Genomic DNA, 22,662 nt, shown 5'->3' with positions numbered 1-22,662 from the left:
ATTATAGAATTTTTGGAACCAAAACTAACCGATTACGCGTTTTCGGCGCTTGCGCCAAAAGACTATCTGCTAAATCAGATTGCTCCACCTGATCCGCCCGCATCACCTGACTGACACCAGAAATTGTTGTTGTTAACGGTTGCGACGATACTTTGACATTGGCAATTTTGCCGACAAATTCGATGATCTCGGTAATATCTCGTTCATAACGAACCTGTTCTTCTGCCGTGAGCTCAATACGCGCCAAATCAGCCAAATGAGGAACAATAGTTTCTTTTTGCACTTCTTCCATTCCTATACCCTAGCGATTTTTGGGATCCTGCGCAACCTTAAGCCTGCACCACATTCCAAGTGGAGCAAGCTTGCTCCACTTGGAATGTGGTGCAGGTAATCATTCTTTTATTTTTTTCAAAAATTCTTTCGCGTCCATTATCTCTACTCCCAACTTCTGCGCTTTTACCACCTTTGATCCCGGTTCTTCCCCCACTATCAATAAGCCGGTTTTTTTAGAAACTGTTTCCGTGATTTTTCCTCCACGCTTGCGAATTTCTTCCCATACTTCATCGCGTGTTAAATCACCTAAACTGCCTGTTACCACAACTGTTTTTCCTGAAAAAATGCCTGTTCTCTTTATTACCACTGCTTTTTCTACCACCACTCCATTTTTCTCAAATTTTTTCAATAATTCCCCGGCGTGCTTCGACTGAAAAAATTCATAAATACTTTTTCCCACCACGTCACCCACGCCATCCACGGCAGACAATTCTTCTTCGGACGCTTTTTGAATATTTGTCAGAGTTGAAAACTTCTCCGCCAATGCTACGGCCGTAACATTACCTACATGCTGTATCCCAAGCGCATAAATGAATCTTCCCAGCGAAAGATTTTTCCGGCCCTGAATAGATTCAATCACATTGTCGGCTGATTTCTCCGCGAAACGTTCAAGACTAACCACATCCGTTTTTTTTAATCCGTACAAATCCGCAGAATCACGCACTAATCCAATCTCCACCAATTTTTCAATCAATTTCGGACCAACACCTTCCATGTCTGTTGCTGTTCTCGAGACAAAATGAATGAGTCCCTCAAGTTGCTGGGCGGAACACTGTTTGTTTGTACAACGCGAAATCGCACCATCCTTTTCTTTTTCCACCCTAGCATCACAAATTGGACACTTGACGGGCATTCTAAACTCCTTAGTCTTGTTCGGACGCAACTTTGGCAAAACGCGTACCACTTCCGGAATAATATCGCCGGCTTTGTGAATCACAACAGTATCACCCACGCGTACATCTTTTCGATGAATTTCATCTTCGTTATGTAGTGTTGCCCTGCTGACCGTCGTTCCTGCCACAGAAACAGGCCGTAGAACCGCAACAGGAGTAAGAGCACCCGTGCGACCCACCTGAACGAGAATATCTTCCACAACCGTTGTCGCTTCTTCGGCCGGGAACTTAAATGCCACTGCCCCGCGTGGAGTTTTTCCAGCCACACCCAGACGACGAAATGTCTCATTGTCATCAATGAAAACCACCACCCCATCAATCCAGTGCGGTAATAAATCGCGTTTTTGTTGCCACCTCGCGTGATATTTGGCCACGATCGCAAGATCAGCACATTCTTCCGTTTGCGCGCTTGTCCGAAAACCATATTTTTTCAATGCCAAATGTTCTTCATGATGCTTTGCAAACGACTGATCATCAACAATGTCATATGTCACACAATGCAATTTTCGGCTGGCGGTAATTTTCGAATCCAACTGACGAATACTGCCCGCCGCCACGTTACGCGGATTAGCATAAAGCGGTTTCCCAAGTTTTTCCTGTTCCTTGTTTAGCGCGTCAAACTGGTCTTGATTCATATACACCTCGCCACGCACTGTTAGTTCTTTGGGTGCCTTACCAATAATTCTCAAAGGAATACTTTCGATGGTCTTTATATTTTCCGTAACGTTCTCACCGGTTTTTCCATCACCTCTGGTTGATGCTTCAAACAATACTCCGTCACGATATCGTAATTCGATTGCCAAGCCGTCGATTTTCAATTCGCAATAATAATTGTATTTACCTTGTGGAAAAATTTTACGATTGCGTTCTTCCCAGTCGGTCAATTCTTCCGCCAAAAAAACATCCTCCAAAGAAAGCATTTGGGATTGATGCTGAACTTCTTTAAACTCTTTCAACGGCTCCCCGCCCACGCGCTGTGTTGGAGAGTCTTTTGTAATTAGGTCAGGAAACTGCTGTTCTAGCCCGTAAAGCTCGTGCTTAAGCGAATCCAACGCAGAATCCGAAATCTCCTGCTTATCTAAAACATGATAAAGGTGACGATGATACTCAATTTCCTCACGAAGTTTGATTATACGTTTTTTAGCACTGCTTTTGTCCATAGATGAATCATAAAGCAAGCTGGACCTTTTAGCAGTAGCTAAGATCTCTCAAATCCTATCTCACTTCGCAACCCTTTGTAGGGTCACCCGCTCCGGCCGATCCCTTTTTCTGAACGCCGTGATTTTCAGCAAATGAATACACACAGAGCTTTTCATCTTTTTTTGTAACAACACCATCAAGCGATGGGCACACTCCTTTTTCACCATTGTCCACCATTACAGTAACCTTCGTGCCATCACCGTCAACGGGTGTTACCGTATTCAAGCATCGACTGTCTGTGAGTTTTGACCAATGAAATTGAAACATCGCTTTTTCAAGATAACTGTCGGAGGCGACTTGAGCACGGGCAACATATTCGGCGGTCCCGGACCCCTTAATTGTACTTATAGCGATCGCGGAAAGAGTAAATGCGCTTACAATCAGTATCGACAAAATAATGAAAACATAAATTAGCGCCACTTCCCCCTTATTGTTGTTTTTTTGTAAAATATATTTAAGCATTATTTTTCATCTATCGGCTTAGTTTGACGAGAAGCAATCGTGGCCTGAGTTTGCAGGCACGAGGTTAGATCATCTCGTCTACACACCTCAAGCGCGATAGTTAGCCGTAAAGGAACTCCGGTTAGATAATGGTTACCACTACTGTCTGTCGCGAACTTCCCTTTATTCCATTTGAACTCTAGGTTTGTTACATTAATTTTATCGGATGTAATAGGAATAGGCATAGATAATGATCCACTGCCGTCATTATAATATACTCGCCCTATCCAATTTTCGACCATATCGGTCTTTAAAGAATATTGATGTTCAACTCGCTCACTAACAGGGAGCGTAAACTTTTGCTCTTGATTCATAAATGAAATCGATTGATTTGATGATGCATTCGGATCATTAAACTTTTCTCCGTACGCTGTCCTAACGTCACGTTCGATAACTTCCAAAAAGTTCTGCACTTCCTGCTGTAGTAACTGTGTATCAACCTGTTGCTTCTGTCGACTAACAAACATTGAAAATATTCCACCCACAAAGCCCAAGACAAGTATAAAGATTGAACCGGCCACCATTAATTCAATCAACGAAAAACCGCTATTTTTTTCTTGATACCTCATGGCCTTTGTGTTAACCAATCATATAAAATTCCCGTCAACTCGACATTCTTAGGTGTGCCAGTCCCCGGTTCAAGCCACTCAACCCTCGAAGTAACAACAATACCTCTTGGTTTTATTTTTAAAGAATTAGTGCTCGAGAAATCAGCCGTTTCGCCACAACCAAGCAAGACTGGTAAATAATCTTCAGACAATTCAGAGGGTTCTATGTCCGCCGAACCAATTGTTATTGACCGACTAAAGATGGGGTTAGTAGTGCCACCTGCTTGATGTGTAAACACTTTTGCCCCTCCATAAGTAACCTGTTTCAACTCTCTATCGGTGAGGTTGGGGGCACTTTTCAAAATAAGGTCATCATCCAAAGCATCGACTGTATATGGCCCCCCATTGCACAAACTTTTTAATTTCACGCAATCTGTAGCAGTACCACCACCTTGACATCCCCGCCATTGCATCGCTTGTACCGATGTCCCACTCACGACTGGATAATACAACCAGTTACTGTCTCGCATATTGCGAACCAGCTCAATCCCTTCTTTTGCCAGATTGACGGCCACGAACTTGTTTTTAGAAACCCTTCCCAGTGCTAAAATTTGCGAAAGCATTGAAAGAAGCGCCGTAAGAACAAGGAGCGCGATAAATGCCGCCACCAAAACACCAACCAAGGAAAACCCTCTCTGTTTTATGTTTGATTTTAAAAATTTATATTTTTTCATAAATTTTTCTAGTTACAAGGATCTGCTTGAACCAACACAGAACCTGACTTCATAATACAAATATTAGTTTTTATATTTCCATCGCTCAAGCTTATTATCGTCAGCTGAATTGTCTCGTTCGACGTAACACTACCACCATTACCCGTCATACCAATAGATACAAGCGGAAATGTCCCGGTAGAATAAGTAAAATCAAGATTTAATTCCCCCAAAAAAGCCGTCCCAACCAGCAACGGATGATTCATTGGATCATTTGCGTACTTTACTCCCGTACCTATTACATATTTATCATATTTATTAAATGTAACACCTGCGTCATCCACTGAGGTGGCTCTTATTTTATAATTAGAACATTGACGATAATCTGCGGTAGCAGGGTTTGAGGTGTCAGGCACACAAGTAATGGGTGCAACGGGTACAACCCTTATGCCGTTTTTTGTGTCAGCGATTGTCTGCCTAATTACATCGGCAAACTGTTGAGCTGAATCACGTACCAAGAAACGCTGTTTGGCCTGACTATAACCGGATAAAAGAATACCCATTAATAACAACATTATTATTATCGTCACAATGGCTTCAATCAGCGTAAAGCCGGAATTTTTAGTTATTGTTTGTTTTTGCCGTAACATGTGTCTGTCTATATCTTACATCAGACCGTAAAAAAGAAGAATACGTCCATATAACTGTGGAAATAACAACAATAGTGCCGTTGCAATTGTGAGAAACGGCCCAAACGGCACCATGCTTTTTGCGGTTGCCTTCTTTAGAGCCATAAGCACAGCGCCAACAATGCCTCCCAAGACAAAAGCAATCATTAAGGCCAGAACAACTTGTCCTAGTCCCAGTACAACCCCCATGGCGGCGGCCAGTTTTACGTCCCCAAAGCCCATTGCCTTCCCTTTTGAAAAATAGTGAATACCACCGAGCAACAAAAAACCCACAACCGCACCCGCCAGACAGTCTTTTATATCCGGCCTGTGTATAACTATGGCGCGAATAATACCAACAAGCGCCAATAGACCGACGAAGATATCCGGTAGCGTCCAAAACTTCAGATCTGTTAAAGTAAGCACCAATAATAGTGTCAGCATCACTAACAAAAAAACAAAACCTATTTGTAGCGGTTTCGGAGTAACTAAATAAGCTAATACAAAAACGAAAACAGTCGTTAATTCGGTGATCAAATGATATGGAGCAATAAGTTTTCCACAATAGCGACATTTTCCCTTCAACCACAAGTAACTAAAAACCGGAAAAAGATCATAAAAATCCAAAACATGCCCACATTCCATGCATTTCGACCGTTTTCGCGTCAACCAATCAAACCCATCCGGGTCTTCCGAAGCGACCGTCAAAAAACTACCAATGATAAGGGCAACCCCAACAATTACTACCAACATTATTGGCACACGATGCCCGAACACATACCCGTCGTTTGTTTGCCCGAAGAATCATAACAAAGCCTATTATTATTTGCCATTTTTGATGAAATGCAATATCCAATATCATTTGCGATCAGATTTGGATAAGCTGCAGCATAACTTCTTTTCACAATATCATCACGAAGCAAAATTACCTGAGGGTTCTGACCATTACTAAAACAATCCCCCGCAACTACGCCCTTACAATATGTTGTCATTCCATTTGCTACGTATATCACTTCTGCTTGCTTCCGCAACTGGTCCATATCGCCCTTAATCCGAGAATTATTTGCCTTCACCCTAGCCATTGAGACTGCAACAAGCACGAGGGCGACAAGTAAAGCAATCACCGATATTACAACCAACAACTCTATCATCGTAAACCCTTTTTTGTTTTTCTGTGTATTTATTTTCATTTAGATTCGCTAATAAGAATTATCCCCCCATTAATCACTTTTTTAATTATAGCACACAATACAACCTATAGTTGCGGTTCATAACCAAAATCTGTACCTTACACTTTACTAGCTAAATAAAATAATAAATCCACAAAATAAGCCCTAATGTACAAAATTAGCCAAATAAACCCCATTCGTTGCTTTCCCATCATCTTTCTGGCTATATTTTTAATTTCTCTTTTTCTTTGGAATACCGCAGGTATTGCTGACGGGGGCTACTGGGTTGGAAAGAAAATCCAACTAGTAAACGACCTGCGGACGCATAGTTTCGACTTTAATCCGAGTATCCATTCCACGCACCCGGGAACATTTCCTTTGTTGGTATCAAATCTTTTTCCTTCAAATCTGTTTTCACCACTGCGCAGTATTCGCTTAGCGTGTGTAATTATAGACTCTTTTGCGACGTTTTTTATCCTTTTCTATGTTTTTAAAATATACAGAAACAATCTCTGGTGGCTTGTTTGGATTGCAATTTTACTGGGTAGCGACTATGCGCTTTTCACCAACCCTTCCGATATAATCACCGCTAAATTGCTTGGATTAGCCTGGATTATCACGCTTTATCACGTTAAAGAAAGAAAAACACTCCCATTAGACACCTTATTCATTGGTGTTTGCATTGGGCTAGCACTTGCTTCGAGAATCCATATGACCCTAATGCTGGCCGTATTTATACCCGTTCTGATCTGGTATTATCACTCATTCAAAAACATGATTATTCTAGCAATAATTGCTATTGCTGTATTTTTTCTAACCGATCCCTATCTTTGGCACTCCCCTTTTTCGTTCTTGAGCTCATCACTTTTGGGAACTACAAGCTTAATCGATACCGATATCGCTACAAACATTATACCCGCCTACTATTTTCGAGAAGTGACTTTTAGCAGTTTCATTTTAGACGCACCGCTTACCTTTATCGCGTTTATTTCTCTTTCTTTCCTCATTACCTTAAAGCATAAATTAACAATTCCAAGACTGTTTCTAATGGCCTTATTTTTAACCATAAGTGTAACAACGGTCTTGCTCTTAAAATCATCAATGAATAATTTACGGTTCTTTTATCAAATAATTTTTATTCTGCACATCTTTCTTTCGCTGTTTACGATGGATATTTTGTATGAAAAATTGTTTATCAAATTTAATTTATATGCCCGACAAATTTTTTATCTCGCGTTATTTACAATCCTGCCATTACAATTACTTGCGCTGTTTGTCCCATCGTTTAGCAACCTTGCGCTATGGTTCTCCCGAATAATTATCTTTTACATTATCGTCTTAATATTTGTTACGGCATCACTAGAAAAAAAATCAACACAAACCCACCTATAAACTAAACAGAGAGTAGGCACGAAGTCGGGGAAAACTACAATACAAAACAACGCGGGATTTTCCGCGTTGTTTTTTTCCATTTGTCCTGAGTTCGGAGGTTTAGTGCGTTTCTTTATAAACACTCATGTACGAAAATAAAACAATTTTTTGCAATCCTTTGAAAAAAGTTTTTTACTGGTGTAAATCAAAAATAATTAGCTAGTATAAGCTAATTATTAAGTTAAATATTTTAGAATTTGTCAAAGACAAAAAAGTGAAAAAAACGTCGCGTTAGTGCGTTTTTTCATATGTTGAAAATCACATAATTGGCCAATGCAAGCTGATTAATAAATCATATTTTATTGTTATGTCAAACACCTCCGAAGTCGGGAACTAAACAGAGAGTAGGCACGAAGTCGGGGAAAACTACAATACAAAACAACGCGGGATTTTCCGCGTTGTTTTTTTCCATTTGTATCTTTACGGACAATCTCCTGTTCCACACGCAACGGTACCAGTTTTGCCTGTAGTCGCCAAACAAAAACTCTTAGTACTATCAGATGGCAAAGTTGAACTAATACAGAACGAGGTTGTTCCATTAACATTTTTTGTAACCGTACCTCCTTGAGATCCAATATCACCAGAAAGTGTTCCGTAAGATGTTTGTGCTGCTGTAGGCCAACTAGTCGTGTCTGAGTAAGAACCAGAATCACTCGCCGAAGCTTCCGCAAGAACCCTAATTTGTTGAACATCAGCTTTAACGCGGGCATCCTTCGCCTTTGCTCTTGCTGTTGATACCGCCACCAAAACCATTGATGCTAGCAATCCGATGATCGCAATAACAACCAACAATTCGATGAGGGTAAAACCTTTGTTATTTAACTTTTTCACACGCGATCACCTCCTCTCGATAAAATAGTAATGTTTTCAATACGAAAGTTCAGGAGATTGGCTCCAGCCTTCGCTAAAGCTACGGCCGGCAGGCGCAAAGACGACGTTTTTGGAATTTGAAATTTCATTGGAAATTGGTAATTGGACATTGGTAATTTTGGGCGTAAATAAACCAGTTATTCTTCAAGGCCCATCTTGCTTCTAAGTTCAAAATTAACCTAAAAGCTACCCTCATTGTATCACATTTACCAACTGATAAATTGGCATCAACACCGCCATAATCATTACGGCCACACCAACACCAAGAACTACGATAACAACCGGTTCAATTAATTGCGTTATGTTTTGCACAGCATCGTTCACTTCTCTTTGATAAAAACGATTCACGGAACTTAAAGACTTGCCCAATTCACCGCTACGCTCACCAACACTGATCATCTGCGAAACCATCATTGGAATTTCCGGATATTTTTCAAAAGCAGAAGAAATGGTTGAACCGTTTTTAACCTCTTCGGCCGTTTCGTCAATGATTTGACGATAAATTTTATTACCCATGATATCACGCGCCACCATCAAGGCCTGCACCACGGGAATTTCACTTTTCACCAGCACTTCCATCGCTCCGGTAAACTGCGCGAGGTACATTTTCTGAAGTAACCGACCGGCAATTGGCAATCGCAACATTATCGCGTGCATATTATACCTACCCTCCGTTGTACGCACATAGAACGAAATTAAAACACCTGCAACGATTATAAAAAGCAGAATAAACCACCAATAAGTCCCAATGACCGTGGAACTTCCCATCAATACTTTTGTGATAAACGGCAATTCAACATCCGACTGATCAAACAGCCCCGTTAATTGCGGAATAACAAACACCACCATCAATAGACCCATTACCAGCATGGCGGAAATAACGAAGGCGGGATAAATCAGAGCGCCTCTCACTTTGCTAATAAGGGAATAGTTCCTTTCCTCGTTGTCTGCCAATCGTTCCAACGCCTCCGCCACGCGTCCACTTTGCTCGCCACTGCGTACCATACTAATAAAGAATTCAGAAAATTGGTGCGGATATTTTTCTAACGCATTGCTCAACGATTCCCCGCCTTCAATATCGTATGTAGCTTCTCTCAAAATATCGGCGAGCTTGGAATTTTCCGTTTGAGAAACCAGAATACGCAGGGCCTGTAAAATAGGAATACCGGAAGAAATCATCGTCGCCAATTGACGCGAGAATATCGCGCGATCGCGCACCGATACGTTTTTGAGTGTTAATTCTTTGCTGAAAAAAGATGTATCTTTAGAATCACGGATTTCAATCGGCACGAGCCCGTGTTGTCCCAACATCTCAACAGCCTCTTCTTCCGATGATGCTTTAATAACACCCCGTGAAATGTTTCCCTGCCGATTACGTACGCGATATTGATAGTCCGCCATGTGTGTTTATTTGTGTGACTAAATTATACCATAGAACTGCCCATCGCAAAATCGCTATACCCAAGAAGCGACGGGTCGGAAGCAAAAACCATTGCTTCCTCTACTGTTACAAGGTTCTGATCAACCAACGATTTAAGTGATCTTTCCAAAGGAATCATCCCTTGGGAGGCGCTAGTTTGAATTACCCCTGGAATTTGCGCCGTTTCACCCTCACGAATTAAGTTTCGAACGGCTGGTGTGGCCAAAAGCAATTCAACTGCCGGTAAGCGACCACCGTTCTTGGCCGGCACTAACCGCTGTGAAACAATCCCTGTTAATGTTCCCGCCAACTGCGTTCTAATTTGGGCCTGTTGCCCGACAGGAAAAACATCAACGATACGGTCGATGGTTTGCGCGGAATTGTTGGTGTGCAAAGTGGCAAACACCATGTGACCGGTTTCCGCGATAGTTAAAGCCGTAGCAATGCTATCCAAATCACGCATTTCACCAACCACTACGACATTCGGGTCTTCACGAAAAGCCATTTTCAGCGCCTGCGAGAATGATTCGGTATCACGACCAATTTCCCGTTGATGAATCAGGCATTTATCTTCCACGTAAACATATTCCACAGGATCTTCAATAGTAATAACATGAGCAACTTTCGATCGATTAATTATATTCACAATCGCCGTCATGGTAGTTGTTTTTCCGTGTCCAGTTGGGCCGGTAATTAAAACAAAACCTTGCGACGGTTTTGCAAACTGCTCTAATTCGTGCGGAAGACTTAATTCATCCAAGGTACGAATGTCGCGAGGAATTGTCCGCATGGCGATTGTTATCGCCTGAGAAGTTAAATAGACATTAACACGGAAGCGGAAACCGCTTTCATGCGCAAAGGCAAAATCCACCTCTTGTTGACCTTGATCAAATTTCTTGGCCCTTTCTTCTCCACCAATCGCCTTAAACACCTCATTTAAATCAATTTTTGTTAACACACCAACCTCCGGAACCGAAAAAAGTTTCCCATCGATACGAATTACGGGCGGTCTCCCCACCGACAAGTGCAAATCAGACGCATTACGACTAATTACATGCTCGAAAAGGTCTTTAAGAAGATTTTCCGGTGTTCGTCCGATCATTTTTTTATGTTATTAAATCTGCTACTACTTCAGGCTATTTTTTTGGCTAACATTTTTTCAATCTTTTCCACAACTTCAGTTGGCGTGAAATGCGCCTTAATAATATAGTCATCGGCGCCTAATTCCAAACCTTTCTGAACGTCCGGTTTTTGACCAAGGTTTGTTAATAAAATTACCGGCAAATTCTTTAAAGTCGCGCTTGCTCTGATTTCACTAAGAATCTCAAAGCCATCTTTTTTGGGAAGAACAATATCCAGCAAAACAATATTCGGTGCCTCTTTTTGCAACTCTGCCCACCCTGCTTCACCGTCAGAAGCAACCCGCACTGAATAGCCAAGCATCGAAAGTTTTGTTTGGTACATGCCCGAAATGAACGTATCATCTTCAACTAGTAATATTTTTGCTTTGGCTGGATCCATAATCAGATGGTTTGCTAATGATAAAAAATTTTACACTTACTAATCCTCTGACGTAACTTCGAGAACCTCTCTTAATGATACTACTCCGAGTAACGCTTTAAGAAAACCGTCTTGACGCATTGAAAGAATTCTTTCCTTTACAACAATCTTATACATATCCGCTTGCGATTTACGCAACATCATCGCCTGCCTTAAATCCTCTGTAATTGGGATAACTTCCACGACAGCGATACGCCCGCTCGTGCCCTTGCCACCACAATCCTTACATCCCTCGGCTTCATAAAGAACCTTAGGATCTTTCTGATTTGCTTCCGTTTTTTCTGAATCAGGAACAGTTGCGATTACATTGGTTATTATATCACGAAATTCCATTGGAATGGGAACTTCTTTTTTACACGCTTCACAAAGACGTCTAACCAAACGTTGCGCGCCAACCACGCGAAACACGGCAGCCAACAAAAACGGTTCAAGTCCCATGTCGATCAAGCGCGGAATTGCGCCGATTGCGTCATTGGTATGCAACGTAGACAACACCAAATGACCGGTTAACGCGGCATGTACCGCCAATTCGGCCGTTTCTTTGTCACGAATTTCTCCAACCATAATTATATCGGGATCTTGACGCAAAATACTTCGTAAACCATTAGCAAAAGAAAAATTAATATCCGAATTAATTTGTGACTGATTGGTGCCCGCGATACGATATTCAACAGGATCTTCGAGAGTAACAACATTAAGAGTTGAATCACAGATGCTATCAATAGCTGTGTATAACGTTGTTGATTTTCCAGAACCGGTTGGGCCGGTGATCAATATTAATCCGTGTGGCTTAGCTAAAGATGCTTTGAAGTGTTCCAAGCGCACACCGGTATAACCAAGTTTTTCAAACGGTACCGCCCCTTGCGATTTGTCCAAAATACGTAAAACAATTTTTTCACCGTAGACCGTTGGCAAAATAGAGACACGGATGTCATATTCATGCCCACCGGCGCTTGTGGAAAACCGACCGTCTTGTGGCAATCTCTGTTCGTCTATTTTTAAATTACTTAAAATTTTAATACGCGATGTTAACGGATTATGCAGTTTTAACGGCAAAAGAAGGCTCGTATATAGCAACCCATCAACACGAAATCTGACGCGCAAATTTTCCGCGCTTGGTTCAATGTGTACATCCGACGCCTTTCCTTCAATGCCGTGGCGTAAAATAACCGCCACCGCTTTTGTAACGGGCGCTTCGCCGACTATTTTTTCCACATCTCTGTCACCGCCCCTTACATCCTTTCGAACATCTTCCAATTCCTCATTAAACTCTCTGATCGCGCTCTGCACTTCCCCGGTCAAGCCACCGGAAATCTTTGAAAGCGCGTCCAAAACAGATGTGGCCGAAGCGATATGAATTTCCGTTTTTAAGCCCGTATTTTTTGTTAGAAATTTTAATGCTTCCAACGCCTGAAAGTCGTCCGGTTGGGCCATTGCCACATGCAATGTCGTCCCGTCTTTAGCAAAAGCTAAAAAATTATAATTCTTTGCCACATCCGCGGCAATAACTGAAACGGCGTCCGGTTGTATCTCTAAATCTGCCAAATTGATGTATGGAATACCAAGTACTTTTCCTTTGGCACGATAAAACTGCTCTTCGGGAACAACTCTTTCACTCAACAAAATCTCATCGATCGTGCGACCACTTTTAATCGCCGTATCCCTAAGTGTTTCTTTTTGATCAGTCGCAAGAAAACCCCATTCTTCTAAGACATCTTCGATTGAACCTTGATTATATTGAGCCATATTTTTTAAAAATCGCAAATTACTCAAGCGTTACCGCCCTGAATATTTCTTCACTCATTCTCCTCTCATTAAAACTATATTCCAAAAAGATTGGCTTTACCTCTGTTTTCCGGCACTTTTACGGGCAACTTATCCGCATCAAGCAAGGACTTATCCAGCGCTTTATACGCACCACTGTTTAACACCGCGACATTAAAGGGACTATTAGCCTCATTCGACGAAACACCGCCCACATTTAAACGCGCAACCTGCTGTAAACCCGCCGGCTGTCGGCCGGATAAATAAATGTAACTAACAATACCAACAAGCACTAATACTAATACCCCCACTGCACTATAAGCGACAACTCTGATATTTTGTGAATTCATGGTATCGGTATTATGAACTAAGGTTGAACATATGTTCGAATCGTCATGTCGGCCGAAAGCATATCCACTACGGTACTTTTATCGGAAGACGCTCCCGGAGACAACTTAAGCTCCTTCAAATCCGAAAGAATAAGAGAACTCTCTAAATTCTTGATAAACGCCCTAATCTGCGAATAGTTACCTTTAACCTGAATAGACGTCACCCATTTTTCCAATCTCGAGGTTGGAGACGAAACAATATTTTCCTGAACAACCGGAGTGCCGTCACTCGCCAACACGGATTTTGCGGTCACCACTGGTTGATTTGTATTACTTTGCGGAACAGCTTCTTTTTTTGAATCACTTATCGTGTTTACCACTACTCCCGCCTTTATGGCCAAATCATTAATATTTACCCAAAAACTGCTCTGCATAAATCTATCCGGCAAAACCACACTAAGCGCTTTCGCATCAGCACTATATTTTTTCAACTCTTCAGTTCGCAGATCCAAATTATCCAAGAAGGCTTGGTTATTTTGTTCTTGCGTTAACGCCTGTGCCAATTGCGCGTTTGCCGAATTGTATTGTCCAAATTGCGGAATTAAGACGAAAACACCAAAGACTAATGAGCCCAAAACTACAACACCAAATGTTAGGTAAGAAAGACCAGTTGTTGCGCGTGCCATAAGATTAGGGAATTAATGGATTAACGGGCGTCGCCACAGCCGGAGACTCGGCTGAAGAAACGGAAATGTTCTTATCAAGAAACCCTTCCGGTTTAACTATAAACTTAAGCTTTGTAGCAAAAACAGTACTTGCGTTAGGCGTTGAACTGCTCGAACTACTCGAACCCAATGATGACGCAATAACGTTACTGAAAAATGTTTCATTATTTTTTGCCTCCGATTCTAGCGACACGACAAGATCGGCCGCGGTTTCGATTGTTGGCGCCGAAACATCCATCGTGATCTCTTTGGTATCCGCACCGCCATTTAATCCAAGGATGCTAACAGATGGCAAAACTAGGCGCTCCAGCTCACTCAAAGTCGTTGACCAGCGCGTATGGTTTTTCAGAAGACTCTCCACATTAACTAAACGCATACTAAACGCCTTGATCTGTTTTGCCGAGACTTCGCGCGATTTAATTTGTTGTTCCAAACCCTTGATACGTTTATCAACTTCGGCCACTTTTCCCTCAGAATTTTTTGTTAGCAACAAAACGCCAAAATAAAACGCACCAACAATCACCAAGACGACAATCGAAAATAAATACACAACCTTGCGTCGTCGCGCAATGGCTTGGTTTCGCATTGTTTCTTGAGCTAGATTTATTTTCGGCATTGTAGTGTTTTGTTTAGTGTGTATATCTCTCCTGTGAATAACTTATTCTATTTTACTCGCTTTGGGGACTGACGTAAATAACCTGTCCATATTCTGTTCAATACGCTCTGAATACGGTTACTACGATTGAACAAAATCTTGAGGCGTACTGTAAGTACGGTGAGAGATTTTGTGATTGAGTAGTAATTGTAGTCAGAGATGTAGTGGACATAAGATGGATAGTTTATTTACGTCAGTCCCCAAGTTCCAATTCGCGCAATGCCAAACCAACCGCCACCGCGAAAGAAGGCCCGTTTGCAATTAACTTATTAGTTAAAGTGAGCGGAACCCGCACGCCTTTCCATGGATTTCCCACCTCGGTAAACATCCCCGATGTTTCTTGCCAAAATTGCGCAAGACCTTTTAGGTTCGCCCCCCCGCCAATCAATACCACGCGACCAACAACCTTATTGCTTTTTCTTTCAAAAATACGTTTTAGATTAATACTTCGATCAATAATATCTTTTACTACCGGTTTTAAAGCCATTGCCGTACTTTCATTATCTTTTTCCGAAGTTAAACCAAAGGAAAACTTGCGCGCTTCCGCCACTTCCAACGAAACACCAAATTTTGAGACAACAGCCTTGGTTAATACGGCTCCGCCAATATCGACACTCTGGTTGATGCGCAAATAACCGTTATCCACAATCGAAAAATTTGTCGCCAAATCGCCAATATCCACCAATAACGCCGGTTCCTTCGCGTTCCCCAAAAGAGAACGTGAAAGTGGAAAAGATTCGACTTCCAACGCAACCAAGCTCAAATTCAATCGATCAATCACCGCCGAATAGCGTTGCACCAATTCCTTGGGAGCAGCCGTCAAAAATATTTCCGAGTTTTTCTTCGCAAGAGGGCGACGCACTTTCAATTCGGCGCTATCTTCGGGAACAACCGGAACAATTTGCTTCTCTTGGCCCGAATTTTCATTTTTTTTCAAATCAACAAATTTTCCCACGGCACCTACAACCGACTGCATCTGATTATTGGATTTATCCACAGGCAATGCCGGTTTTGACGAAATACCCTCCTTCATCACCGTCCAACCCAAAACAACATCCTTTAATGGCGATGGTACATAATTTTTGGCCGCCAAAACAACCGCCTTTTCCAAATCACGTTCACTCATATCAGGGAGAGAAAGTACAGCAGAAAAAACAGACAAACTGGGAAGCGCGGCTACCACTTCCGAAGAAGTCACCCCCGCGCGCCGTAATATCTCGTGCGCGATTGTCGCAACATGCGCGACGGCTGAATTGTTTTGATCACTCGCCAAAGACTCCGCGCTCTTCGCGGACGCATAGGTAACTAATCTTATTTGATCCTTCCCCTCTCGCTTCAATTCAACAATCTTTATTGAAGACGTACCAATATCTAAACCGATATAAGATTCTTTTCTGGAAAATAGGGACATGTGTTACGAAATGTTAGTTTGTTTTTTGATAAAGATAGTATAACGCTAAATAGCAGATATGACAAAATCATATCGTTTTAAAAATTTCCAATTACTAATATCTAATTTCTAAAATCGTCATTTAGGGGACTGAATTAGACGACGCATTAAGGTCGGACCCCTGAACCACGTTGGGTTCAGGGTCGGACCCGTCTGCGTAAGGTCGGACTGCCGAGCGGTCCGACCTTGATTGGCGGCAACGTGTCGCCGACCAATGCGGGTCGGACCGCTACAGCAGTCCGACCCGATATCCGACCCTGGCAGTCCGTCTACTCTTTCGTCACAAAACTATAATACGCGTCGTACGCTTGTTCTTTTTGCAGATCGGTAACAATAATCTCGAAATAATACTTCGTGTTGGGTTTTAGGTTTGGCAACTTTATTGTTTGTTTATTTTGATAGTCGTTGATAAATACTTCTTCGCCATACATCAGGGATTCGCCGTAGTTGACTTTGGCGTAAGTCACACGATTGGTGGACCAATTAAGCGTGGCTTCGTTGTTTAGTATCTCAGAAAGATGGACGTCGGCGATGGCGAGTTTCAGTTGGTCTTTGCCTTCCAGAACTTCCAATGCTTGAATGGAACCAAGCCAGGCGGCTTTTCTCACTCTCTGTACAGGATCAATGATGGTGTTTACTACCTTCGTTCCACTCCCCGCCAGCGCCAATCGGTTCTCTCGGCCTTGACTCATTAGATTGTGAAGCCAAGTACCGGTATTCCTTATAATTACGCCCGTTCCCGCCAAAACCTTATAACGGAACGTGGTGTGCGCCCCCGCGAAGAGGGAGATGGCGATTTTCTTCGTCGCGTTAAACTGTCGGCCGAAGAAATCGACGGTACCTTCGACCAGACGATTGGTAGATTGCTTAAGCGCGGTCTGGTTGGCCGTGATATCGGCAAGGATGGCATCTTTGGGCGTGTTGATGCCTTGGAACTTCTCAATAATGTTAAACACACCCGCTTGCATACTTGACACCACTTTGTTCACGGGATTAAACGAAACGACAAAGATGTTTGTTCCCTGTTCCGCGAGCGCCAGTCTGTTCGCTCGGCCCTGTTGCATCAGCTCCGCCCACCAATTGCTTGTGTTTTGGAAGAAGGAAGAAAGGAAAGCGAAGAAACGTTGAACACTGGAAGGCGTTGTGTTAGTGAAGAAGGCGATTATTTGATTCTTCATTGTATTAAAGAAACTGGCTAATTTTTGTTGGAGACTTTGCATAAAGGCTTGCAGGCGGTTATTAAAAGCTTGGATCTTCTCAAATGGAATAAACTTGCTTAACAGCTGATCCATATTCTCCGTTTGCTTATCCGCTCTGATCTGCGCTTGTTTCTCCAGGTTATCAAGCCAGAGTGAGGGACTGGTACGGGAGGGAGTCTTCCCTGCTTGGTACTGCTTGGTTACTTCGGCGGGAGTAAGAGGTTTAACGGCCAGTTCTTCCAACGGAGCGGGACTGCTGGTCGCGGTGGGAGTGGGTTGAGAGATGACGGCGGTGGTTTCGGTAAGGACAATGGTGAAGGAAGCGAAGTCGGAGTCTCCCGTTGCGTTGTTGTTGTCCGTGGCCCGCACCTTCCATGTGTGGGGACCTTTGACAAGACCGGCTTCTGTTTTCAGGGTGATGGTTATGGAATCTTGATTACCTTCGGCGGTGTAGTCGGAGTTGTTGACGACGGAACCATCAGGGAGATCAGTAATCGTGTATGACTTAGTTGTGCTTCCTTCTGTGTAGATTAGCAGGGTGTACGACTTGATGCCGTCTAGGGTGGAGACACGGCCAAAGGAGAAGGTCGGCGTGAGCGTGTCCAACTCTGCGCCGGGAACAGGTGTGAAAAGCTTTGGTGAAGCGGGAGCGAGGGCGAGGGTTTGGACGGTGACGGTGTTGGAATAACTTGACGTGCCATCATCGTTATAGGAAGCAACCTTGCGGGTGTAACTGGTTCCTTTGGTGAGACTTGTTTCGGTGTAGTATGTTCGATTGACTGTCGAAATCGTAGCAACCAAATCATTATTTTCATCATACAATTTGAACCCTGTTTCATCACCACTGTTGTCTGTCCAGCTCCAGGTAATACTGGTAGAAGAGATGGCGAGACCGGAAAGTAGCGATGGCGCGTTTAGTTTGGTGAGCGCGGAAACGGTGGAAGAATAAGCAGAATTGCCGGCGTTGTTGTATGAAACGACTTTGCGATTGTATGTGGTGTTTTCCGTGAGCGTTGTCTCGGTATATGTGGTTACCCCTGTAGAAACGGTCGCAAGAAGCGTCCCTGTGGAGGAGTACAACTTAAAACCGGCTTCGTTACTGCTGTTATCCGTCCAGTCCCACTTAATGGAAGAAGAAGAAAGAACGGTGGCGGTTAGATTAGAGGGTGCGGTGGGGAAAGTATCGATTACAATTTGTTTGTTTACGGCGAGGTTGGAGGCGGGCACAAAATTGGTCATTTGATTCTCTGCTGAATCTTTGATTGTTCCTTCCACTGTTTTAACAGTGAGATCACTGCTGGTGTCTCCTGTTTGCACGGTATAGTTGCAGGTTGTTGTAGCGGAGTCGGTAACTTGAAAATCGCAGGTTTGATCTGTTGTCCCTGTTTCGAGGGTGATCGTGCCGGTACCGGTTAAGGTAACGGGTTCGGAGAACGTGAGGTCGATATCGATGACGGTACCGGTCGTGTATGTGTTATTGGCTTTATCGGAAGAGACGGATTGGATTGTCGGAAGTGTGTCATCAAAGAACCAGTTGGTATTGTTACCGGAAGAGATGGAGGTGGAACCAGCGTTGGCTTTGACGGCGTTAATATTATTGGAGTCTTGGATATCCAGGTAGGAGAATGATTTCGTGCCTTGGGGATCGATGCTCCATTGCGTTGGCGTTGAGGAAGAACGAAGCGAGAGCAGTTGTCCGCTGGCGCCGTTGAGAGTGAGGGTGTTGGTAATTGTCTGTGTTGTTCCTGCGGTAAATGTGAGGGTGTCGGCAGAGGCTACGGACTTGGTGAGGTTGTAGAAAGTGGTGCTGCCGGAGATGGTTTGAGCGGTGCCATTGAGCGTGACCGTGCCGGAGTTGGCGGTAAATGTTCCTGCGGAGTGCGCCCAATTGCCGGACACGGTGAAGGCTCCGGCTCCGGCGGAAAACACGCCGTCGGCTTGGGTAAAACCGCTGGTTCCTATAGTGACGGTGTAACTTGCAGATTGCGTGATAGTTCCGGTGTAACCGCTGGCAATGTTGATGCCTTTGACGCTGGCATTTGTGTCTATGGTGACGTTTCCGGTGGCAGAGGAATTAAACACCGCGGTGTCACTGGCGGTTGGGACTACTCCGCCTTGCCAGTTGCCGGCGGTGCTCCACAAGTTGTCTCCCGAACCATCTGTCCAAACAATGTTGTTGCTGGTTCCGCCGGTATCATCGGTTGCATAAAAAGTCCCCGGAGAGTTTTGGTTGGCATACTCGGTAGCAATCCAACCTGCGGAGCGAGCGGTGGAGGAAACGCGAGTGTCATCGAGGAGACCGTTGAATGGAAAGCTCGCTGCCGTTATCGCTCCAATTACTAAGTTGTTGGAAGCATTTATCGGAGTACCAGATGGTGTATTTGAAATCGCTAGTATTCCATTTTTGTAAAGACGAAGTGTTGTACCATCAAATGTGCCAATAATATGTATCCAATTGTTTGTGCTATATGTGGTTGATACACTTGTCCATCCAGTCGACCAGTCTAGTATTAGTTCAACAGTGCCGTCGTTTCTCGTCCAAATGCCATAGTGACCGTCCCCACCTGAATCAATTACTGAAACTAAACCGGCTGTCTTTACTTCATTGGCGTTGAACCAAGCATCGACGCTAAACGTGTTGCCGACATTAATAATAGTTCCTACATTTACATAATCATCCCCCCCATCAAAGCTCAATGAGCCATCAACTTTCCCTGTGGCTTGCACTGGACCATTCGTTGGCGTTCCTGTGTTGGCGTTGCTGGTTGAGTCGGCATTGTTTACTCCTGTTGCTTCCTTCAAATGCCACACGCCTTTAAAACTGCTGTCCCACACATTTTGGCTTCCATACGTGGAATTGGCGGCGGGCTCGGTAGCGCTACTATTGCCATAGTACATATAAATCACGGTGTCTGCGGTGTGGGATAATGTTGGAATTTTCACCCAGGCGGTAAGGGCGCCGGCGGAATAACTTTCAATTTCGCGGGCAAGATATGTTCCACCATCATCAGCAGTGAATCTGATGTCGGTGCCATTGGCATTGATGCCGGATAAGCCTGTGAGGGAAATAAGAACCGGGAAGTTGGTTTGGGTTTCAGTGCCTCCACCAACTTTAGTATGATCAATAGTGATTTTCTTTCTATTGCTCCAGCCAGCCAACCAGCTTACATTGTTTTCTTGGCTTGCAAAAGTAAGTTCTGCATTTGCCGAGCTTTGATTATAATATTCAAACTTAATCCACTCCGCAGAGCGCTCAAGATTCGATATTCTCACGTCATCCAATAATCCGGAAAATTTATACCCCGAATTATATCCCCAGCCACTGATCATAGGATTGACGCTGACGGTCGCGCTTCCTGCGCCTCCAAACAGCTGCGTCAGTGTTTGGGAGACTCCGTTGACATAGATCTTCGTATTCCCCGTGTATGCTCCGTTAAAAAACACAGCCGTTATGTGCTTCCAGTTCCCGGAGAATCCGGTCGTCGGGATGCCATATACATCGCCTTGCGCGGAATTGAATCCTATGCCGGATAAATGCATATACAGGTCGTAGGCCGCGAATCCGAACGGCATCACTTCGTCCGTTCCGTCCCACTTCATCCAAAAATCTACCGTTGTTTTATCGCCAGCGACCGTAGAAACCCCGATATTCGATGTGGAGATTTGTTGCGCGGCAAAGCTTTGTGCCTTTCCGATCAATCCTGTTGTTTGCGAAGGTGTTGCTGCCCCCTCCTTTGTTCCGGTTTTTCCATTGGAAGTCGAATCGTTAATGTGGCTTGTGTCTGCCCCGTCGTCCATGTGCCACACGCCTTTGTAATTGCTATCCCACACATTGACGGCCGATTGGCCGTCGACGGCGTCACTTTTGCCGTAGTACACATAAATGTCGGTGTCCACGGTGTCGTCGATGGTTGGCACTTTGACCCAGAAGATTCCTGTGGCGCTGGCGCCTGCGCCTCCTGACCAAGATTCTCGTTCGTAGGAAAGCAAAGTGCTTCCGCCGGAATCCGTGAACCTGATGTCGTAGCCAGTTGCCAGTGCGGTTGCCAAATCCGCATCAGCAGTAATGCTCACCAGTGCCGGAAAATCCGTTAAATCCGCATCCACATTGGTGTTGGCAATGGTGATCTTCTTTCTGTGAGTCCAGTTTGTCAGCCAGCCTACTGGATCTACGATGTAATCAAAATCAATGTCGCCATTGATAACTCTTAGATCAAACTGATCGGTAGGGGTCTTTAAGTCTTTGAGAAGGATTTGATAAGTGTTTTCTTTGTCGATACTTTGAAACGTGGCGATTGGTTCGGACGCTTGGACCCCCGATGTCTCAGGGGTGGTGGAATAAACAGGATAAACTTCGATTTTTGGTTTGGCTTGAAAAAGAGAAAGTAAAGGATTCTGTTTTGGTCTGGCGTGAATCGTGATATCTTTCGTATTATCCAATACTTGTTGGAAGGTTACACGGACAGATTGGCCATCTTTTACTGTTGCCCAGTTGTTATCTTGGGTCTTTACCTTATCGTAGATGTCACTGATTATTTCTTTGTTCTCGTCTAATTGGAAGGCTTTGCTGATGTAGATGATTTCAAAGACTTGGGTGGAGAGATGAGGAACGGTCCACTCGACGTAATCAAGCTTGCCGTTGTTGTTTTTATCTTCGGCCTTGAATTGCATTGCCTGATCGTTGTTGTTTTTCCACTTGATTTGGATTCTTCCTTCTTGACCGACTTTGTAGATCTCGGGGATCTCGGTGCCGGTGACGACGTTTTGATTATTTACCGTCTCGTCCGGCGCGGAAAGAGTGACTAGTTTCCCCGTATCCGTATCTTCTTCCGTCTTGGTGATATTTGGTTTTTCGTTCTCGGGATCAGTTCCCTCCGGTGTAGCCGTGGGACTGGGATTAGGAACAGGGGTAATTGGGGGAGTGACAGCGGGCGTGGGATCGGGAGTGGGTAGCGGTGTTGAATTTGGTGTTGGTGTTGGATCAGAAGTGGGTGTCGGTGTTGAAGCGGGAGTTGCTTCACCCAGTACCACTCCCGAAGTGGCCAACGGGTCCACTTCGGGAGTGGTACTGGTCTCTTGTGATGAAGCAACCCCCTCCTCCGCAAAAAGCTTCGGCGTGGCAAGACTAAACCAACCCATAAATAAAACAACAGTCAGGATACCAGGGAAGACCGATTTAAAAGTTCTTAACATACGTATTTGTATTCTGGATTATTGTAGCACAGAACGAAAGG

The 22,662-nt window shown here is 43.8% G+C and carries 20 protein-coding genes; 1 reads left to right on the top strand and 19 read right to left on the bottom strand.

The annotated features are described in order from the left end of the window. Position 1: 1 nt before the first annotated feature. The 8 genes from gatC to Q7S57_05545 all read right to left on the bottom strand — a co-directional run bounded on the left by gatC (position 2) and on the right by Q7S57_05545 (position 6,046). Positions 2-292 carry an Asp-tRNA(Asn)/Glu-tRNA(Gln) amidotransferase subunit GatC gene (gene gatC, locus Q7S57_05580; GenBank protein MDO8512720.1) on the bottom strand — a complete coding sequence of 97 codons (291 nt, stop codon included), beginning with the start codon at positions 290-292 and terminating at the stop codon, positions 2-4. 99 nt (positions 293-391) lie between these two features. Continuing rightward, positions 392-2,386 carry an NAD-dependent DNA ligase LigA gene (gene ligA / locus Q7S57_05575; protein ID MDO8512719.1) on the bottom strand — a complete coding sequence of 665 codons (1,995 nt, stop codon included), beginning with the start codon at positions 2,384-2,386 and terminating at the stop codon, positions 392-394. A gap of 55 nt (positions 2,387-2,441) precedes the next feature. Further along, complete coding sequence (locus Q7S57_05570) at positions 2,442-2,888, bottom strand: hypothetical protein (GenBank protein MDO8512718.1); 447 nt, start codon at positions 2,886-2,888, stop codon at positions 2,442-2,444. After that, positions 2,888-3,496 (bottom strand): prepilin-type N-terminal cleavage/methylation domain-containing protein, encoded by a 609-nt coding sequence (locus Q7S57_05565; protein ID MDO8512717.1) that lies wholly within the window; start codon positions 3,494-3,496, stop codon positions 2,888-2,890. Before Q7S57_05565 ends, Q7S57_05570 begins: the two co-directional genes overlap by 1 nt. Next, on the bottom strand, positions 3,493-4,209 hold the full coding sequence (locus Q7S57_05560; GenBank protein ID MDO8512716.1) for a prepilin-type N-terminal cleavage/methylation domain-containing protein: 717 nt from the start codon (positions 4,207-4,209) through the stop codon (positions 3,493-3,495). Before Q7S57_05560 ends, Q7S57_05565 begins: the two co-directional genes overlap by 4 nt. 8 nt (positions 4,210-4,217) lie before the next feature. Next, complete coding sequence (locus tag Q7S57_05555) at positions 4,218-4,838, bottom strand: prepilin-type N-terminal cleavage/methylation domain-containing protein (protein MDO8512715.1); 621 nt, start codon at positions 4,836-4,838, stop codon at positions 4,218-4,220. A 15-nt stretch (positions 4,839-4,853) separates the two neighbouring features. Next, on the bottom strand, positions 4,854-5,609 hold the full coding sequence (locus tag Q7S57_05550; GenBank protein MDO8512714.1) for a prepilin peptidase: 756 nt from the start codon (positions 5,607-5,609) through the stop codon (positions 4,854-4,856). After that, complete coding sequence (locus Q7S57_05545) at positions 5,609-6,046, bottom strand: type II secretion system protein (GenBank protein ID MDO8512713.1); 438 nt, start codon at positions 6,044-6,046, stop codon at positions 5,609-5,611. Before Q7S57_05545 ends, Q7S57_05550 begins: the two co-directional genes overlap by 1 nt. 147 nt (positions 6,047-6,193) lie before the next feature. Here Q7S57_05545 and Q7S57_05540 point away from each other — a divergent pair, with 147 nt between their 5' ends. Continuing rightward, positions 6,194-7,417, top strand: a complete 1,224-nt coding sequence (locus Q7S57_05540; GenBank protein MDO8512712.1) for a hypothetical protein — start codon at positions 6,194-6,196, stop codon at positions 7,415-7,417. A 459-nt stretch (positions 7,418-7,876) separates the two neighbouring features. Here Q7S57_05540 and Q7S57_05535 read toward each other — a convergent pair whose 3' ends face one another. The 11 genes from Q7S57_05535 to Q7S57_05485 form a co-directional block, all read right to left on the bottom strand. Continuing rightward, complete coding sequence (locus tag Q7S57_05535; protein ID MDO8512711.1) at positions 7,877-8,287, bottom strand: type II secretion system protein; 411 nt, start codon at positions 8,285-8,287, stop codon at positions 7,877-7,879. Further along, positions 8,284-8,415: a hypothetical protein gene (locus tag Q7S57_05530; GenBank protein ID MDO8512710.1), complete on the bottom strand. Its 132-nt coding sequence runs from the start codon at positions 8,413-8,415 to the stop codon at positions 8,284-8,286. Before Q7S57_05530 ends, Q7S57_05535 begins: the two co-directional genes overlap by 4 nt. 103 nt (positions 8,416-8,518) lie before the next feature. Next, entirely contained in the window at positions 8,519-9,727 is a 1,209-nt protein-coding gene (locus Q7S57_05525) for a type II secretion system F family protein (GenBank protein ID MDO8512709.1), read from the bottom strand. A gap of 23 nt (positions 9,728-9,750) precedes the next feature. Then, positions 9,751-10,848 carry a PilT/PilU family type 4a pilus ATPase gene (locus Q7S57_05520; protein ID MDO8512708.1) on the bottom strand — a complete coding sequence of 366 codons (1,098 nt, stop codon included), beginning with the start codon at positions 10,846-10,848 and terminating at the stop codon, positions 9,751-9,753. A gap of 29 nt (positions 10,849-10,877) precedes the next feature. Then, on the bottom strand, positions 10,878-11,267 hold the full coding sequence (locus Q7S57_05515) for a response regulator (protein ID MDO8512707.1): 390 nt from the start codon (positions 11,265-11,267) through the stop codon (positions 10,878-10,880). Between the two features lie 39 nt (positions 11,268-11,306). After that, positions 11,307-13,052, bottom strand: coding sequence for a GspE/PulE family protein (locus tag Q7S57_05510; GenBank protein ID MDO8512706.1), 1,746 nt, complete (start codon positions 13,050-13,052; stop codon positions 11,307-11,309). Positions 13,053-13,126: 74 nt separating this feature from the next. Further along, positions 13,127-13,420 carry a hypothetical protein gene (locus Q7S57_05505; GenBank protein MDO8512705.1) on the bottom strand — a complete coding sequence of 98 codons (294 nt, stop codon included), beginning with the start codon at positions 13,418-13,420 and terminating at the stop codon, positions 13,127-13,129. Positions 13,421-13,437: 17 nt separating this feature from the next. Continuing rightward, a complete protein-coding gene (locus Q7S57_05500; GenBank protein ID MDO8512704.1) occupies positions 13,438-14,085 on the bottom strand; it encodes a hypothetical protein in 648 nt (215 codons plus the stop codon). A gap of 4 nt (positions 14,086-14,089) precedes the next feature. Further along, complete coding sequence (locus Q7S57_05495; GenBank protein MDO8512703.1) at positions 14,090-14,740, bottom strand: hypothetical protein; 651 nt, start codon at positions 14,738-14,740, stop codon at positions 14,090-14,092. A gap of 232 nt (positions 14,741-14,972) precedes the next feature. Next, positions 14,973-16,190, bottom strand: coding sequence for a pilus assembly protein PilM (gene pilM / locus Q7S57_05490; GenBank protein ID MDO8512702.1), 1,218 nt, complete (start codon positions 16,188-16,190; stop codon positions 14,973-14,975). Positions 16,191-16,498: 308 nt separating this feature from the next. Continuing rightward, complete coding sequence (locus Q7S57_05485) at positions 16,499-22,621, bottom strand: DUF2341 domain-containing protein (protein MDO8512701.1); 6,123 nt, start codon at positions 22,619-22,621, stop codon at positions 16,499-16,501. Positions 22,622-22,662 lie beyond the last annotated feature (41 nt).

The organism is bacterium (assembly GCA_030647555.1).
In the GTDB taxonomy this organism is placed as follows: Bacteria; Patescibacteriota; Andersenbacteria; order UBA10190; family CAIZMI01; genus CAIZMI01.
The sequence above is the reverse complement of the archived record's forward strand: the minus strand, read 5'-3'. Positions and strand labels throughout refer to the sequence as shown.